The sequence below is a fragment of the Streptomyces sp. NPDC058257 genome, from assembly GCF_042881845.1.
Classification (GTDB): Bacteria; Actinomycetota; Actinomycetes; order Streptomycetales; family Streptomycetaceae; genus Streptomyces.
On sequence record NZ_JBHVXJ010000004.1, the window covers coordinates 1 to 16,397 of the forward strand.

Sequence of the window (16,397 nt, forward strand, 5' to 3'; positions counted from 1 at the left end):
TCTCAGGCCGGCTACCCGTCGTCGCCTTGGTGAGCTTCTACCTCACCAACTAGCTGATAGGCCGCGGGCTCATCCTGCACCGCCGGAGCTTTCAACCCCCTCCCATGCGAGAGGGGATATCATCCGGTATTAGACCCCGTTTCCAGGGCTTGTCCCAGAGTGCAGGGCAGATTGCCCACGTGTTACTCACCCGTTCGCCACTAATCCACCCCGAAGGGCTTCATCGTTCGACTTGCATGTGTTAAGCACGCCGCCAGCGTTCGTCCTGAGCCAGGATCAAACTCTCCGTGAATGTCATCCCGTAATCGGGATCGCATCCGCGTTGAGCGGAACCAGGAAGAGGAATAATCTTCCGGTTCACAGCGTCCTCGCTGATGTTTCTTCAAAGGAACCTCGTCCCGACCAAACGGCCGGAGACGGGGTATCAACATATCTGGCGTTGACTTTTGGCACGCTGTTGAGTTCTCAAGGAACGGACGCTTCCTTTGTACTCACCCTCTCGGGCTTTCCTCCGGGCGCTTCCCTTCGGTGTTTCATTTTGTTCTTGCTGTTCTTGCGTTTCCGACTCTATCAGACTCTTTCGTGTCCGATTTTCCTCGGTGCCTTTCAGGTTTCCGCTCCGGCCTTTCGGCTTTCGCGTTTCCCTTTCCGGCGAGTCCGACTTTATCAGAAGTTTTCGGCCGGTCTTACCGGCCTGGTGTTTCTGATTTATCGGGTGCGGCTTCTTGGCTTATGAGATTCAAGAAGCAGGCAGATATTAACTGCCGCCACTGGACTTGTCCAGTTCTAGGCAACTGTTCGAATCTACCTCCCCGGTCCTGCCGTGTCAACGGTTTTCTTGGGGCGTCGAGGACACTAGCAGGCCAGCGGGGTCCGATGCACATCACGCCGCGGTGGGGACCGTCGCGCTGCGCTCTGTGGGGTCGAGGTCGCCCGTGGCGCCGGCTCGTGCGGCTCTGCCGCCCAGGACGAAGACGTATGCGAGGAAGGCCAGTTCAGCGCCGATCCCGATGCTGATGCGGGCCCAGGTCGGCAGGCCCGAAGGGGTGACGAAGCCTTCGATGGCGCCGGAGATGAACAGGACCAGGGCCAGGCCGACGGCCATGCCGAGGGCGGCTCTGCCCTCTTCGGCGAGGGCTGTTCGGCGTGAGCGCGGGCCCGGATCGATGAGGGTCCAGCCGAGCCGCAGGCCTGTGCCTGCGGCTACGAAGACCGCGGTCAGTTCCAGAAGGCCGTGCGGGAGGACCAGACCGAGGAAGGTGTCGAGGCGGTCGGCTGAGGACATCAGGCCGATGCCCACGCCCAGGTTCAGCATGTTCTGGAAGAGGATCCAGATGACGGGGAAGCAGAGGAAGGCGCCCAGGACCAGGCACATGGCCGCCGCTTGGGCGTTGTTCGTCCATACCTGGGCGGCGAACGAAGCCGCTGGGTGGCTCGAGTAGTACGTCTCGTACTCGCCGCCGGGACGGGTGAGCTCGCGCAGTTCGCCGGGGGCGGCGATGGAGGACTGGACCTCGGGGTGGGTGGCGATCCACCAGCCGATGATCGCCGCGAGGACCGTCGAGAGCAGGGCGGTGGGGACCCACCAGCGGCGGGAGCGGTAGACCGCTGCCGGAAAGCCGTGGGACAGGAAGCGCGTGGCGTCGCGCCAGGAAGCGCGGCGGGTGCCTGTCACCGCACTACGCGCGCGTGCCACGAGGCGCGTGAGGCGGCCGGTGAGCTGCGGGTCCGGGGCGCTGGACTGGATCAGCGAGAGGTGGGTGGCCGTGCGTTGGTAGAGGGCGACGAGTTCGTCTGTCTCGGCTCCGTTGAGGCGGCGCTGGCGGCGCAGCAGAGCGTCGAGTCGGTCCCACTCGGCTCGGTGGGCGGACACGAATACGTCGAGGTCCATCAGGTGGCTGCTCCTCGTACTGCGGCGCGATGCTGCCTCAGCTTGGCAGACTGGCCGTTCCGACGGCAGGGCAGGGAAGGGCGGCTGGCGTGAGTGAGCTTGTGACGGGCGAGGCGGTGGCGCTCGAACTGCGCCCGGCGAAACTGCCGAGCCGGGGGCTCGCCGTACTGATCGACTTGGCGGCGGCCTGGGCGGTCTACCTGGGGGTGACCCTGGGGATCGTGGCCTCCACGTCCTCCTTGGACGACGCGGCGGCCGCGGCGGTCGCCGTCGCCAGCTTCGTACTGATCCTGGTCGGTGGACCGATCGCGGTGGAGACGCTCAGCCACGGGCGCTCGCTCGGCAAGATGGCGTGCGGGCTGCGGGTGGTGCGGGACGACGGGGGGCCTATTCGTTTTCGGCACGCGTTGGTGCGGGGCGCGGTGGGGGTCGTCGAGATTCTGCTGACGTTCGGGGTCGTCGCCTGCATCGCCTCGCTGGTGTCGGCGCGGGGGCGGCGCCTTGGGGATGTGTTCGCGGGGACGCTTGTCGTGCGGGAACGGGTGCCCGTCGGGCAGACGGCTTTCATTCCTCCGCCGCCGCCCTGGCTTGCGGGGCGGTTCTCCGAGCTCGATCTGTCCGGGGTGCCGGAGGCCCTGTGGCTGGCGATCCGGCAGTACCTGACGCGGATGGGGCAGCTGGATCCGCAGGTCGGCTGGGCGATGGCCGAACGGCTTGCCGGGGATCTCGCGGAGCGTACGGGGGCGCCTGCTCCGCAGGGTGTGCCTCCGACGGCGTATCTGGCGGCGGTCGTGCAGGAGCGGCAGGCGCGGGATGCTCGACGGGCGTTCGGTGAGAGTGGGAGTGGGAGTGGAAGCGGGAGTGGAAGTGGGATCGGCGGTGGGAGTGGGGGGTTCGCTGGTTCGCGGTACTCGGTGCCGCCGGGGGCTGGCGCTCTTCCTGCCTACGCTGCCCGTCCGGCTCCGGCTACGGCTCCGGCTCCGGATGGACCTGCGGTCGCGCAGGAGCCTCGTGATGTGTCCCGGCCGCCCGTAGGGCAGAACCGTGCGGACGTCGCGTCTCCCGGCACTGGCACTGGCACTGGCACTGGATTCGTGCCGCCCGCGTAAGGGTCGGGTGGGGGTTGGGTCAGGCGAACGTCGAAGGGAACGTCGAAGGTGGGGATTCGAGGTTCTCGAGCTCGATGCCGGGGGCCGAGAGGACGACGTCGCCGGTGATGTGGATGGCGTGCTGCTCGCCGGTGTCCAGGGCTGTGACCTGGTATTCGTCCACGATGAGCGGGCCGTTGTCAGTGGTGTGTGCTTCGCTTTTCAGCAGGGCCCAGGACTGGTCGAGGGTGCGGGGTGCGAGGACCGGGTCGGTGAAGGCGACGAGGCGGACGCGGGTCGCGGAGGAAGCGGGGGTGAGGCGCAGCAGGCGTGTGGTCGCGATGAGGAATGCGGGGGATGTGCCGGTGAAGGCTTGGGCGGGGGCGTTGTCCTCCGTGGCGTGGGTGCCGGTGGGGTCGGTGCGGACCCAGGTGACGCCGTCGATCGCAGCGGCGCGGATCTGCCAGTCCCTCGCGTGGAGTTCGAGGCGGATGGGGCGGCCGAGTTCGTCGAGGGCGAGGTCGACGGAGCCTGCGGGCTCGCCTGAGGGGGCGTTCCGCTGGGATACGTAGCGCCAGCCGGAGGGGCCGGGGGCGCAGTGGAAGTGTTCCTCACCGAGGGGGGTGTGGTCATGCGGGTCGTGGAGCGAATAGTGGCCGCGGGGCATGGGGGCTCGGTCCTTGTCGAAGGTGGCGGTGGGTCGTAGGCCTGGGGCCGGTTCCTGTCCGCAGGGCGGGTGCCAGGGGCGGACTGTCCACGCGCCAGGGTCGGGGGCAGCTGCGGGCCGGGGGCGCCCGGAGCCAAGGTAGGTCAGCCGTGGGTCCGGGGCGCTCCGGGGGGGCGGGTCATCCGGGGCGGGTCATCTGGGGGGCCGGTCATCGGAGGCGGGGCGACTGTGGGTCGGCTGTGGGTCGGCTGTGGGACTGGATGGCGCTGAGCGAGTCGGCGCTGGGGGGGGCGGACTCGGGCCCCCAAGTCTCGGAGGCAGCTTCCGTCAGCCGTGGGCCTGCGCGGTCCTGGACTGCCCGTCCCGGGGCGGCGCAGACCCAGGTCGCCGCAACGCAGGTGGCATGAGACTGCGCAGACCCAGGCCAGGTCAGGTCGCAGTCGGCTGGAGGCAGGCAGGCAGAGGCGGACAGGCAGGCAGGCAGGCAGGCGAGTGCGACCCGGTGCGGGGGCAGATGGTGCTGACAGCCGGGGAGGGAGCTGACGGCGGCCGGTGTGGAACGTCCGTGGGATCGCCAGCCTCTCAGGGTGCGTTGACCGTGCACCGTGCGCTGATCACAGCGGGCCTCGTCCGGCCTCGCCCGGCCTCGCCCCACCCACCCCCGCTTCTTCGTCAGCGCCCGTCCTCACGGGCGCAGGCCCCCGCCCTGGTGGGCGAGGGCCTGCGGAATGCGATGAGCGAGTGCCGGGGCGGAGAGCCCCATGTGGCCGGCTCGGTCAGTAGCGGTAGTGGTCCGGCTTGTACGGGCCGTCCACCTCGACGCCGATGTACGAGGCCTGCTCGGGACGGAGCGTCGTGAGCTTCACGCCGAGCGAGTCCAGGTGGAGGCGGGCGACCTTCTCGTCGAGGTGCTTGGGGAGCACGTAGACGTCGGTCGGGTACTCCTCCTGCTTGGTGAACAGCTCGATCTGGGCCAGGGTCTGGTCCGCGAAGGAGTTGGACATCACGAAGGACGGGTGGCCCGTCGCGTTGCCCAGGTTCAGCAGGCGGCCCTCGGAGAGAACGATGAGGACCTTGCCGTCGGGGAACGTCCAGGTGTGGACCTGCGGCTTGACCTCGTCCTTGACGATGCCGGGGATCTGCGCGAGACCGGCCATGTCGATCTCGTTGTCGAAGTGGCCGATGTTTCCGACGATCGCCTGGTGCTTCATCTTGGCCATGTCCGAGGCCATGATGATGTCCTTGTTGCCGGTCGTCGTGACGAAGATGTCGATCTTGTCGACGACGTCGTCCAGCGTGGCGACCTGGTAACCGTCCATCGCCGCCTGCAGCGCGCAGATCGGGTCGACCTCGGTGATGATCACGCGGGCGCCCTGGCCGCGCAGCGACTCGGCACAGCCCTTGCCGACATCGCCGTAACCACAGACGAGAGCGGTCTTGCCGCCGATGAGGACGTCCGTGGCGCGGTTGATGCCGTCGATCAGGGAGTGGCGGCAGCCGTACTTGTTGTCGAACTTCGACTTCGTCACGGCGTCGTTCACGTTGATCGCCGGGAAGAGCAGGGTGCCGTCACGGTGCATCTCGTACAGGCGGTGGACGCCCGTCGTGGTCTCCTCCGTCACGCCGCGGATCTCCGAGGCGACCTGGGTCCACTTCTGCGAGCCCTCGGTGATGGTGCGGTTGAGGAGCTGCAGGATGACGCGGTGCTCGTCAGACTCGGCGGTGTCCTCGGACGGGACCTTGCCGGCCTTCTCGTACTCGACGCCCTTGTGGACCAGGAGGGTGGCGTCGCCACCGTCGTCCAGGATCATGTTCGGGCCGCCGGTGGGGGTGTTCGGCCAGGTCAGCGCCTGCTCCGTGCACCACCAGTACTCCTCGAGGGTCTCGCCCTTCCAGGCGAAGACCGGGATGCCCTGGGGGTTGTCCGGGGTGCCGTCCGGGCCGACGGCGACGGCCGCGGCCGCGTGGTCCTGGGTCGAGAAGATGTTGCAGGAGACCCAGCGCACCTCGGCGCCCAGGGCGATCAGGGTCTCGATGAGGACGGCGGTCTGCACGGTCATGTGCAGCGAGCCCATGATGCGGGCGCCGGCCAGCGGCTTGGTGGCCGCGAACTCCTTGCGGATCGACATCAGGCCGGGCATCTCGTGCTCGGCGAGAGTGATCTCCTTGCGGCCGAAGTCGGCCAGGGAGAGATCGGCGACCTTGAAGTCCTGGCCGTTGGTGAGAGTCGTCATTGGCGAGCTGCTCCTCGTGGGGTTGATCGAGGGTGGGTGGACATGGCTGACCTGCGACGACGGCATAGAGAAGCACCGGCGCGCAGCAGCGCAGTCCGTCGGAGGCCCTCTCTCCCTCGGCCGGTGCCCGTGCAGGCACCGCCCGACCGCCATCAGCAGCGACGTCTGGCTCGGTCACAAAGCTACACCGATTGGCCCAGCGAGCCCCAGCCCGCCTCCCCGGCGCGGTGGCGGGCGCCGTGGCGGGCGGGGCTGCTCGGATCGGCCGCAGACAGGGCTACAGACCTGCCCATTAGGGACCTTTGCGCTTTTGAACCTGTCCGCGGGTGTTGCAGGATGCCTTGAGATCGGGAACATTTGCGCGATCTTGTTTGACGAAGGCGTTAGGAGATCCACGTGACCCATCCGGCCGATCCCCCCATAGGCGGGAGCAGCGGCGAGCAGAAGAAGCTCAAGCTGCTCGCGGTGACCGCCTGTCCGACCGGTATCGCCCACACGTATATGGCGGCGGAGAAGCTCTCGCAGGCCGCGGAGAGCCTCGGTATCGACATGAAGGTGGAGACGCAAGGCTCCATCGGCGCCGAGAACGTACTGACTGACAACGATGTCAGGGATGCTGACGGCATCATCATCGCCGCCGACAAGGACGTCGACCGCGGCCGTTTCGTGGGCAAGCGCGTGCTGTCCGTCGGGGTGTCCGACGGCATCAGCCACCCGGAGCGGCTCATCGAGCAGGTGCAGAGCGCGCCGGTGCACGGCGGAGGGGGTGGCGGCGGCTCCGCCGGGCCGGTCTCCAGCGGGGGCGGGAGCGCGAGCGGGGGCGGCAAGGAGCGCAGCCTCGCGTACAAGGCGCTGATGAACGGCGTCTCGTACATGATTCCGTTCGTCGTGGTCGGCGGGCTGCTGATCGCGATCTCGCTGTCGCTCGGCGGGCACACGGACCCCAAGGGCGGGCTCGTCATCCCCGACGACTCGTTCTGGATGCACGTCAACCAGATCGGTGTCATCGGCTTCACGCTGATGGTGCCGATCCTCTCCGGCTATATCGCCTACGCGATCGGCGACCGGCCCGCGCTCGTGCCCGGCATGATCGGCGGCTGGATCGCCAACACCGGTGAGCTGTACGACTCCAAGGCGGGCGCGGGCTTCATCGGGGCCATCGTGACGGGCTTCCTCGCCGGTTATCTGGTGCTGTGGATCAAGAAGGTCAAGGTCCCGAAGTTCGCCCAGCCGATCATGCCGATCATCGTGATCCCCATCGTCGCGACGACGGCACTCGGTCTTTTCTTCATCTACGTCATCGGCAAGCCGATCTCGTGGATCTTCGAGCATCTGACCGACTGGCTCAGCGGCATGACCGGGACCAGCGCGATCCTGCTCGGCGCGATCCTCGGGCTCATGATCGCGTTCGACATGGGCGGTCCCGTCAACAAGACGGCGTTCCTGTTCGGCGCGGGACTCATCGCCACCGGCAACCAGACCGTCATGGGCATGTGCGCCGCCGCGATCCCGGTCATGCCGCTCGGGCAGGGGCTCGCGACGCTGATCCGCAAGCGGCTCTACAACGAGCAGGAACGGGAGACCGGGCTTGCCGCCTTGTTCATGGGCTTCTTCGGGATCTCGGAGGGTGCGATCCCCTTCGCAGCCGCGCGGCCCGCGCAGGTCATTCCCGCGAACATGCTCGGTGGCGCCGTCGCCGGCGCGATCGCCGGTCAGGCGGGAGTCGAGGACGCGGTTCCGCACGGCGGGCCGATCGTGGCCGTTCTGGGTGCCGTCGGTGGCGTACCGATGTTCTTCATCGCTGTCGCCATCGGCGCCGTCGTCACCGCCCTCACCACGGTCACCCTGGTCGACCTCAGCGAGCGGAAGCGGCGCGGGGCGCCGGTCGTCGATGTGCCGGGCGGGCCCGAGCCGGTGCTCGCGGGAGCAGGGGCAGGAGCGGGAGCGGGAGCAGGGGCAGGAGCAGGGGCAGGCGCCGGAGCCGTCGCCTCCGGGGCGTCGACGGCCCCTCAGAAGGCGGCACCCGCGGCCCCCTCCCCCGAGGCCGAGACCGAGACCGAGGTCGAGAATGAGGCCGAGGCCGAGAACGAAGTCCTCTCCGGGTATCTCACCGAGCAGACCGTGAAGGTCCGGCTGGACTCCGCCGACAAGGACTCCGCGATCCGCGAGATGGCGAACCTCCTTGCCGCCACCGGCAAGGTCACCGACGTCGAGGAGCTCGTGCGGACGGCTCTGCGCCGCGAGGCCCAGGGCACCACGGGGCTCGGCGAGGAGATCGCCATCCCGCACGCCAAGACCGATGCGGTGACCTCGCCGGTCGTCGGGTTCGCACGGTCGGCACAAGGCATCGAGTGGGGCGCCATCGACGGTACGAAGGCCAAGCTCATCTTCATGATCTCCGTGCCGGAGGCCGCAGCGGGCGACGAGCACCTGCGGATTCTCGCGCTGCTCTCGCGGAAGCTGATGGACACCGGGTTCCGTGAGCGTCTTGAGGCGGCGCCCGACGAGGCGGCGATCCTCCGGGTGCTGCGCGAGGTTCAGTAGCCGGTGGCCGATTTACGCAGATGGGGCCCCGCACCTGCACGGTGCGGGGCCCCATCTGCGTACGGGCACATCCTGGAATCTGCGAACGTGCACATCCTGGAATCTGCGTACGGGCAGATCCTGGAAAGGTCAGTGACCGCCCGGCGCCTTCGCCGGGTTCGTGCCGTCGGCGGCCGCCGACTCGCTGTAGATGTCCGGCTCCAGGTAGATCACACGGGCGATCGGGACGGCCGCGCGGATGCGCTCCTCGGCGGCGTTTATGGCGGCGGCCACCTCGGCGGCCGTGTCGTCGTGCCGCACGGCGACCTTCGCGGCGACGAGGAGTTCCTCGGGACCGAGGTGCAGCGTGCGCATGTGAATGACGCGGGTGACTGTGTCGCCGTCGACCAGGGCCTTCTCGATCTTCTCGACCTCGTCCGTGCCCGCGGCCTCGCCCAGGAGCAGGGACTTGGTCTCCGCGGCGAGGACGATCGCGATGAGGATGAGCAGGATGCCGATGCAGAGCGTGCCGATGCCGTCCCAGATGCCGTCGCCCGTGCCGATCGCCAGGCCGACGCCGACCAGGGCGAGGACGAGACCGACAAGGGCGCCCAGGTCCTCCAGGAGCACGACCGGCAGCTCGGGGGCCTTCGCACGGCGGACGAACTGCGTCCAGGAGAGGCTGCCGCGCGTCTGGTTCGACTCCTTGATGGCCGTACGGAAGGAGAAGCCCTCGGCGATGATCGCGAACACCAGGACGCCGACCGGCCAGTACCAGTGCTCGATCTCGTGCGGGTGCTTGATCTTCTCGTAGCCCTCGTAGATCGCGAACATGCCGCCGACCGAGAAGAGCACGATGGAGACCAGGAAGGCGTAGATGTAGCGCTCGCGGCCGTACCCGAAGGGGTGTTGCGGGGTCGCCTCGCGCTGCGCCTTCTTGCCGCCGAGGAGCAGCAGCCCCTGGTTGCCGGAGTCCGCGAGCGAGTGCACGCTCTCGGCGAGCATCGACGACGAGCCACTGAAGATGAACGCGACGAACTTCGCCACCGCGATCGCGAGGTTCGCGGCGAGTGCCGCGACAATCGCCTTTGTTCCGCCTGACGCGCTCATGTGTGCCCGTTGTCCCTTCGCCTACGTACTCGCCTGCGCACTTGTCCGCGCACTTGCCTGCGTACTTGCCTGCGCACTTGCCTGCGTACTTGCCTGCGTACGTTCGTCGTCCACCGTCGGCAGCGCTGCTTTGCCCGCCCTTTGCGGTGGGTCATTGTTGCAGCACGCGGCGCTGGTGGTGAGTCAGGCCACCACAGTGGCGCGGAAGACCGTGCCGACTCCGGACACTTCGGCCTTTTCGTCCGCGGGTACGAACACGGACTGTCCGGGCGCGAGTTCCCCTGCGTCGCCCACGTGGACCGAGCCCGCGACGCAGAGCAGGATCTGCGGTGTGGCGGCCGTGAGGTCGTGCGGTGCCGCGCCGTCGGGCAGGACGAAGCGGGAGAGCCGGAACTCGTCGATCGGGGTGGAGTAGATCTCTTCGCCGCCGGGCGTCGCTTCCGGGCGCAGGACACCGGGGTCGGTCGGCTCGAAGCGGACGATGCGCAGGAGTTCGGGTACGTCGACGTGCTTGGGGGTCAGGCCGCAGCGCAGCACGTTGTCCGAGTTCGCCATGATCTCGACGCCGAGGCCGTCGAGGTAGGCGTGCGGAACTCCGGCGCCGAGGAACAGGGCCTCGCCGGGCTGGAGCCGGACGTGGTTGAGGAGCATCGCCGCGATGACGCCCGGGTCGCCGGGGTAGTGGCGTGCGATGCCCGCGTACGGGGCGTAGGCGCCGCCCAGGCGCTCGGCGGCCTCGGTGACCTCGGTGACGGTCGCGGCCATCTCCTCGGGGTCAGCGGTCAGGACGGCCGTCAGGACCTCGCGCAGGGCGCCGTCCTCGGGCTTGGCGTGCAGGAGGTCGACGTACGGCTTCACGGAGTCGACGCCGAGTCCGGCAAGGAGGTCCGCTGCCTCGACGGGGTCGCGGAAGCCGCAGAGGCCGTCGAACTCCGTCAGCGCGCAGATCAGTTCGGGCTTGTGGTTGGCGTCCTTGTAGTTGCGGTGCGGGGCGTCGACCGGGACGCCCCGGCGCTCCTCCTCCTCGTACCCCTCCCTGGCCTCCTCCAGGTTGGGGTGCACCTGGAGGGAGAGCGGGGCGCCCGCGGCGAGGATCTTGAGGAGGAAGGGCAGACGCGGGCCGAACTTGGCGACCGCCGCCCTGCCGAGCTCGCGCCCCGGGTCCTCGTCGATCACCTTGTCGAGCGGGCCGCGCTCGGTGCGCGAGGGCGCGCCGGGGTGGGCGCCCATCCACATCTCGGCCTGCGGCTCACCGGTCGGCTCGACGCCGAGGAGCTCCGCGATGGCGGTGGTGGAACCCCAGGCGTAGGGGCGGATGGTGTTGGTGAGGCGGTCCACGGAGGGGGTCTCCCTTACGTACGTACGCAGTGCGGTCGGTCCGGGGTCATGAGCGGGCCGCGGTCATGTCCCGTCCCTCGGGGCAGTCATGAGCGGGTCGCGGTCATGATCCGTCCCTCGGGGCAGTCATGAACGGGCTGCGGTCATGATCCGTCCCCCGGGGCGAGCGCCAGGTAAACGGCGGCGAAATCCGTGACGGCGATCAGTTCCGCGAGGGTCTCCAGGTCGTCGCCGTCCTCCGGCTCGAGCTCGCTGATCGCGATGTCGTGGCCGTGGGCGAGCTCGCGGGCCGCGGGGGCGGCGCTGAGGCCTCCCGCGTCCACCGGGCGGTCGCGGAGCAGGACGACGCGGGCGCGCAGTCGCTGGGGTTCCTCGACGCGGTCGCGGAAGAAGTCGTCTGCGTCGCCGCCGTCGCCGCTCGGGGCGAGGTTGCCTGAGAGCAGGGCGCCGTGCGCGGGCAGCGACTCGGGCAGTTCGCCCGCGACCGCCGGGTGTCCGGCCAGTTCGGCGAGCGTGGCGGCGAAACGCCGGCCGACGGGGCCCGCGAGCCGCCCCTCGGTCCAGATCACCGGGAGGGCGTCGGCGAGCTCGGCGGCGAGTGTCTTGGCGGGGTTGCTGTACGTCGCGATGACGGGGCCGCAGCGTTCGGCGACGTTGTCGAGGCGGTTGGCGATCTTCTCCAGGGTCTCGGCCGGTGCGGTGATCAGGCCGGTGCGGTCCAGGAGGATGAGGAGCGGGGTGAGCAGTGCCCAGAGGGTGGCGGGGGCGGACGCGGCGGCCTCGTCGCTCACGCGGCGCGCCTCGTACGTTCCTGACGCGCGCTCTCCGTCGTGCGGGGCTTCGTACTCCCCGTACGGCGAGGTGGCCATCGCGACCGTGAGGCCGTGCGTGCCCTCGACGCCCTCGGCCAGCGGGGAGCGGGCGGGGGCGACGGCGACGACCGTGCAGCCGCGGCGGTAGGCCTGCTCGGCGAGGAGTTCGAGGCCTGGTTCCGTGCCGTCCGGGGTGGCGATGAGCAGCAGGTCCAGGGGGCCCGCCCAGCCGGGGAGCGCCCAGCGCAGGGCTCCTGCGGCGGGGGCCACGCCGGTGGGGGCGAGGCGGATCACGGGGCAGCTTGTGCCCGCGAGGGTGCCGAGCAGGTCGGCCACGCAGGTGGCGGCGGTGCCGAGGCCCGCGATCAGGATGGCGCGGGGGCGGCCGTCCGGCTTGAGCTGCGTGAGCCCGGCCTCCGTGGCGTGCCGGACCGCCGTGCGGACGCGGGCGCCCGCCTCTGCGGCGCCGCGGAGCAGGCCTCGGCGGTCGGCCACGGCGAGGGCCTCGGGGGCGTCGAGGAGCGATTCGTCGAGCATGGGGTCGGGCCTCCGATTCGCCTGGCGACGGGGCGGGGCGCCGCCGGTCGCTCATCTTGTCGTTGCGCCGGGCCTTCGCGGGCCTTGCGGTCCGCCTGTCCCGCCTTTCCGCCGGTCCGCCTTGCGGGCGGGGCGTCGCGGGGGCCTTGCGCAGGCCTTGCAAGGGCTTTGCAGGGGCCTTGCGAGGCTTTACGCGGGGCGGCGGGCCTCGTCGACGAGGAGTACGGGGATGTCGTCGCGGACGGGGTAGGCGAGGCCGCATTCCTTGCTGTCCGCGGTGCAGATCAGCTCCGCTTCCGCCTCCTTGAGGGGGGCGTGGCAGGCCGGGCAGGCGAGGATCTCCAGGAGGCCGGCTTCGAGCGGCATGGGGTGGGTCCCTTCGAGTGGGGCGGATAAGGAATGTCGCCTGGTCAGCCTACGCTGGCCCCTGGGTCTTGGGCGTGTACGGCCGGGGCTTCGTCCCAGGGCCGCTGGGCGGGGCTCGGCACTGGTTCTCCCTCTGCGGGCCGGTGGGGCGTTTGCGCCCACCCTTTCCCGAGCTCTCGGCTTCGCTCGAGCGGGGAGACCCCACTCGCCATGCGGAACACCTGCCCGGGAGACGGGGTGGACCCGGTGCGCAGGAGCACCGGAACGGCTGCCCGCGAACGGGGCGGCCCAGGTGGGGTGCGCCGGAACGCCCGCCCTCGAACCGGGCAGACCCCGTAGGCAAGAACGCCAGAACGCCCGCCCGCGAACCAGGCACACCCCGTAGGCAAGGTGCCAGGACCGCTGCCCGTCGGCGCCGCGCCGGCGGAGCGTCAGAGCGGCTGCCTTCCAGCGCGGCGGCAGCCGGTGCGCCAGACGCACTGCCCGCCAGCCCGGCGTAAGTGGGGGCGCCAGATGTGTGGGGGCGCCAGATGTACTGCCGCCCCCGCTCCCACCGCCGCGACACCCCTTCGCTCAGCCCCTGATGATTGCCAGTGCCTCGTCCCTCGCCCTGGCCATGGTGGGCTCGTCCCTTGCCTCTACGTTCAGGCGAAGGAGCGGCTCCGTGTTGGAGGCTCGGACGTTGAACCACCAGTCCGTGGCCGTCACCGTGAGACCGTCCAGGTCGTCGATGGTGACGCCCTCCTCGGCTTCGTACTTCGCCTTGATCGCCGCGAGGCGGGCCGTCTGGTCGTCCACCGTGGAGTTGATCTCGCCGGACGCGGCATAACGGTCGTACTGCGCGACGAGCGCCGACAGCGGGCCGTCCTGGCCGCCGAGCGCGGCGAGGACGTGGAGGGCGGCCAACATGCCCGTGTCCGCGTTCCAGAAATCGCGGAAGTAGTAGTGCGCCGAGTGCTCGCCGCCGAAGATGGCGCCCGTCTTGGCCATCTCCTCCTTGATGAACGAGTGGCCCACACGGGTGCGGACCGGCGTGCCGCCGTTCTCCCGCACGACCTCGGGGACCGACCACGAGGTGATGAGGTTGTGGATGACCGTGCCCTTGCCGCCGTTGCGCGCGAGCTCGCGCGAGGCGACGAGGGCGGTGATCGCCGACGGGGAGACCGGGCCGCCGTCCTGGTCGACGACGAAGCAGCGGTCCGCGTCGCCGTCGAAGGCGATGCCGAGGTCGGCGCCCTCCTCGCGGACCCGCTGCTGCAGGTCCACGATGTTCTTCGGGTCGAGGGGGTTGGCCTCGTGGTTCGGGAACGTGCCGTCCAGCTCGAAGTACATCGGTACGAGCGTCAGCGGCAGGCCTTCGAAGACCGTCGGGACGGTGTGACCGCCCATGCCGTTGCCCGCGTCGACGACGACCTTGAGGGGGCGGATGGAGGTCAGGTCCACCAGGCCGCGCAGGTGCGCCGAGTAGTCCTTGAGGGTGTCCCGCTCCGTGAGCGTGCCGGGCGTGGCCGCGGGCTCCGGAGCACCGGCCTGTGACCACTCCTCCACCAAGGCGCGGATCTCGGCGAGGCCGGTGTCCTGGCCGACCGGGGCGGCGCCCGCGCGGCACATCTTGATGCCGTTGTACTGCGCGGGGTTGTGCGAGGCCGTGAACATCGCGCCCGGCAGGTTCAGCGCACCCGACGCGTAGTAGAGCTGGTCAGTCGAGCAGAGGCCGATCTCCGTGACGTCGACGCCGAGCGCCGCCGCCCCGCGTGCGAAGGCACGGGAGAGGCCGGGCGACGAAGGCCGCATGTCGTGCCCGGTGACGATCGCGTCCGCGCCCGTCACCTTCGCGAAGGCCGCGCCGAACAGTTCCGCCAGCGATTCGTCCCACTGGTCCGGGACCACCCCGCGCACGTCGTACGCCTTCACGATCTGGGACAGATCAGCAGTCACGGCCAACCCTCTCTGCAGGTTCTGCGAGTTCAGCGAAACCGGCGAGTGCTCGCCGGTGACCCCAAACTACCCGCAACAACTGACAAGCAGCTGTGAGTGTCGTCAAGCCCGTGCCAGGACGACGCAAGGTCGACGTCAGGCAGGCGTCGGCAGGCGTCAGGGAGGCGTCAGGGAGGCGTCAGGGAGCCGTCGGCAGGCGTCACGGCAGCATCCAGCCGAGTACCACCGTGCTCTGCCCCACCACGATCAGGCACATCACCAGCAACAGGCCGAGGCTCCAGGGCAGCACCTTGCGCAGCAGATCGCCCTCCTTGCCCGCAAGTCCGACCGCCGCGCACGCGATCGTCAGATTCTGCGGGGAGATCATCTTGCCGAGCACACCGCCCGAACTGTTGGCGGCGGCGAGCAGTTCGGGCGAGAGCCCCGACTGCTGGGCCGCCGTCACCTGGAGCGCGCCGAAGAGCGCGTTGGCCGAGGTGTCCGAGCCGGAGACCGCGACGCCGAACCAGCCGAGCACCGGCGACAGGAAGGCGAGCCCCGCGCCCGCCGCCGCCACGAAGTGGCCGATGGTGGCGGCCTGTCCGGACAGGTTCATCACGTACGCGAGCGCGAGCACGGAGGTCACGGTGAGGATCGCGAACCGCAGTTCGTGCACGGTCGCCAGCCATTCCCGCACCGCCACGCGCGCGTGCACCCCGATGATGGCGGCCGTGGCCACACCCGCGAACAGCACGAGCGTCCCGCCCGTCGCCACGAGCGGCAGCGAGAAGAGGTTGCCCGCGATCGGTTCGCCCTCAGGGTTGGCGACGTTCAGGAAGGGCCAGTCGAAGGTCTGTGTCGCCTTGGCCAACAGGTCTTTCACGGGCGGGATCTGGGCGGTGGAGAAGATGGCGACGATGAGCGCGTACGGGGCGTAGGCACGCAGGATCTCGGGGCGCGGGTCGTCCTGGTCCAGGTCATCACTCCGTACGCCGGTGAGGACCGCGGCGCGTACGGGCTCCGCGGCGGGTCTGCGTGCGCTCGGCACCGCCACAAGGGCGCCCGCGCCCGCCAACGCCGCCCCGATGTCGGCCAGCTGGGCGGAGACGTAGTTGGAGGCGGCGAACTGTACGGCGGCGAAGGCGAATCCGCAGGCGAGGGCGGGCACCCAGGTCTCGCGCAGGCCGCGCCGCCCGTCCACGAGGCCGACCAGGAGCAGCGGCACGACGAGGGCGAGCAGCGGCGTCTGGCGGCCGACGACCGTGGCGACGGTGTCCAGCGGGAGCCCGGTGACCTGGGCGAGCGTCACCACGGGGGTGCCCATGGCGCCGAAGGCGACGGGTGCGGTGTTGGCCACCAGGGCGACGACCGCGGCCTTCACCGGGTCGAAGCCGAGCGCCACCAGCATCACCGCGGAGATCGCGACGGGCGCCCCGAAGCCCGCGAGCGCCTCCAGGAGCGCCCCGAAGCAGAAGGCCACGACGAGTGCCTGGATGCGCGGATCGTCCGAGAGCCGTCCGAAGGAGCGGCGCAGGATGTCGAAGTGCCGGGTGCGGACGGTCATCCGGTACACCCACAGGGCGTTGACGACGATCCACAGGATGGGGAAGAGCCCGAAGAGGGCGCCTTGCGCGGCGCCGGACGCGGTCTGGCCGAGTGGCATCCCGTACGCGACCCATGCGACCAGGGCGGCGACGCCGAGGCCGATGAGGCCCGCGTGGTGGGCCTTCATACGGACGACGCCGAGCAGGACGAGGACGGTGAGGAGGGGCAGGGTCGCGATGAGGGCGGACAGGCCGAGCGAATCGGCCACGGGCTCCAGCTGCTGCACGTACACGGGCGGCTCCCCGGTTTCCGTGATGCGGAAAGTGATCTCTCACGAGTGGGGGAATGGTCATGGCGACGCCTTGGGCA

Annotated in this window: 11 protein-coding genes and 1 rRNA gene; 2 read left to right on the top strand and 10 right to left on the bottom strand. The window is 69.8% G+C overall.

Features of this window, described 5'->3' with window-relative positions:
- A 16S ribosomal RNA gene (locus ACFVXC_RS12500) occupies window positions 1-292 on the bottom strand; the annotation flags it as partial.
- 591 nt (window positions 293-883) lie between these two features.
- Entirely contained in the window at window positions 884-1,891 is a 1,008-nt protein-coding gene (locus ACFVXC_RS12505; RefSeq protein WP_389904480.1) for a stage II sporulation protein M, read from the bottom strand.
- Between the two features lie 89 nt (window positions 1,892-1,980).
- Here ACFVXC_RS12505 and ACFVXC_RS12510 point away from each other — a divergent pair, with 89 nt between their 5' ends.
- Window positions 1,981-3,000 (top strand): RDD family protein, encoded by a 1,020-nt coding sequence (locus tag ACFVXC_RS12510; RefSeq protein ID WP_389904481.1) that lies wholly within the window; start codon window positions 1,981-1,983, stop codon window positions 2,998-3,000.
- A 19-nt stretch (window positions 3,001-3,019) separates the two neighbouring features.
- Here the strand turns inward: ACFVXC_RS12510 and ACFVXC_RS12515 are convergent, their stop codons facing one another.
- Together ACFVXC_RS12515 and ahcY are read right to left on the bottom strand one after the other, a co-directional pair.
- A complete protein-coding gene (locus ACFVXC_RS12515) occupies window positions 3,020-3,646 on the bottom strand; it encodes a hypothetical protein (RefSeq protein ID WP_389904483.1) in 627 nt (208 codons plus the stop codon).
- A 776-nt stretch (window positions 3,647-4,422) separates the two neighbouring features.
- Complete coding sequence (gene ahcY / locus ACFVXC_RS12520) at window positions 4,423-5,880, bottom strand: adenosylhomocysteinase (protein ID WP_389904485.1); 1,458 nt, start codon at window positions 5,878-5,880, stop codon at window positions 4,423-4,425.
- Between the two features lie 396 nt (window positions 5,881-6,276).
- Here ahcY and ACFVXC_RS12525 point away from each other — a divergent pair, with 396 nt between their 5' ends.
- On the top strand, window positions 6,277-8,424 hold the full coding sequence (locus ACFVXC_RS12525; protein ID WP_389904486.1) for a fructose-specific PTS transporter subunit EIIC: 2,148 nt from the start codon (window positions 6,277-6,279) through the stop codon (window positions 8,422-8,424).
- Window positions 8,425-8,553: 129 nt separating this feature from the next.
- Here the strand turns inward: ACFVXC_RS12525 and ACFVXC_RS12530 are convergent, their stop codons facing one another.
- The 6 genes from ACFVXC_RS12530 to ACFVXC_RS12555 form a co-directional block, all read right to left on the bottom strand.
- A complete protein-coding gene (locus tag ACFVXC_RS12530; RefSeq protein ID WP_389904488.1) occupies window positions 8,554-9,513 on the bottom strand; it encodes a cation diffusion facilitator family transporter in 960 nt (319 codons plus the stop codon).
- A 183-nt stretch (window positions 9,514-9,696) separates the two neighbouring features.
- Window positions 9,697-10,851 (bottom strand): mannose-6-phosphate isomerase, class I, encoded by a 1,155-nt coding sequence (gene manA, locus ACFVXC_RS12535; protein WP_389904490.1) that lies wholly within the window; start codon window positions 10,849-10,851, stop codon window positions 9,697-9,699.
- 143 nt (window positions 10,852-10,994) lie between these two features.
- On the bottom strand, window positions 10,995-12,200 hold the full coding sequence (locus tag ACFVXC_RS12540) for an SIS domain-containing protein (RefSeq protein WP_389904493.1): 1,206 nt from the start codon (window positions 12,198-12,200) through the stop codon (window positions 10,995-10,997).
- A gap of 189 nt (window positions 12,201-12,389) precedes the next feature.
- The gene (locus tag ACFVXC_RS12545) at window positions 12,390-12,566 is read right to left on the bottom strand and encodes a Trm112 family protein (protein ID WP_389904494.1); all 177 of its coding nucleotides are present in this window, start codon (window positions 12,564-12,566) and stop codon (window positions 12,390-12,392) included.
- 573 nt (window positions 12,567-13,139) lie between these two features.
- Window positions 13,140-14,504 carry a phosphomannomutase/phosphoglucomutase gene (locus tag ACFVXC_RS12550; protein ID WP_389904495.1) on the bottom strand — a complete coding sequence of 455 codons (1,365 nt, stop codon included), beginning with the start codon at window positions 14,502-14,504 and terminating at the stop codon, window positions 13,140-13,142.
- A gap of 199 nt (window positions 14,505-14,703) precedes the next feature.
- Window positions 14,704-16,320, bottom strand: coding sequence for an L-lactate permease (locus ACFVXC_RS12555; RefSeq protein ID WP_389904496.1), 1,617 nt, complete (start codon window positions 16,318-16,320; stop codon window positions 14,704-14,706).
- Window positions 16,321-16,397: the final 77 nt, after the last annotated feature.

Excerpts from the sequence above, each read along its gene's own strand:
- ACFVXC_RS12505 (WP_389904480.1), bottom strand. The coding sequence starts at position 1,891 with ATGGACCTCGACGTATTCGTGTCCGCCCACCGAGCCGAGTGGGACCGA.
- ACFVXC_RS12515 (WP_389904483.1), bottom strand. The coding sequence starts at position 3,646 with ATGCCCCGCGGCCACTATTCGCTCCACGACCCGCATGACCACACCCCC.
- ahcY (WP_389904485.1), bottom strand. The coding sequence starts at position 5,880 with ATGACGACTCTCACCAACGGCCAGGACTTCAAGGTCGCCGATCTCTCC.
- ACFVXC_RS12530 (WP_389904488.1), bottom strand. The coding sequence starts at position 9,513 with ATGAGCGCGTCAGGCGGAACAAAGGCGATTGTCGCGGCACTCGCCGCG.
- ACFVXC_RS12540 (WP_389904493.1), bottom strand. The coding sequence starts at position 12,200 with ATGCTCGACGAATCGCTCCTCGACGCCCCCGAGGCCCTCGCCGTGGCC.
- ACFVXC_RS12545 (WP_389904494.1), bottom strand. The coding sequence starts at position 12,566 with ATGCCGCTCGAAGCCGGCCTCCTGGAGATCCTCGCCTGCCCGGCCTGC.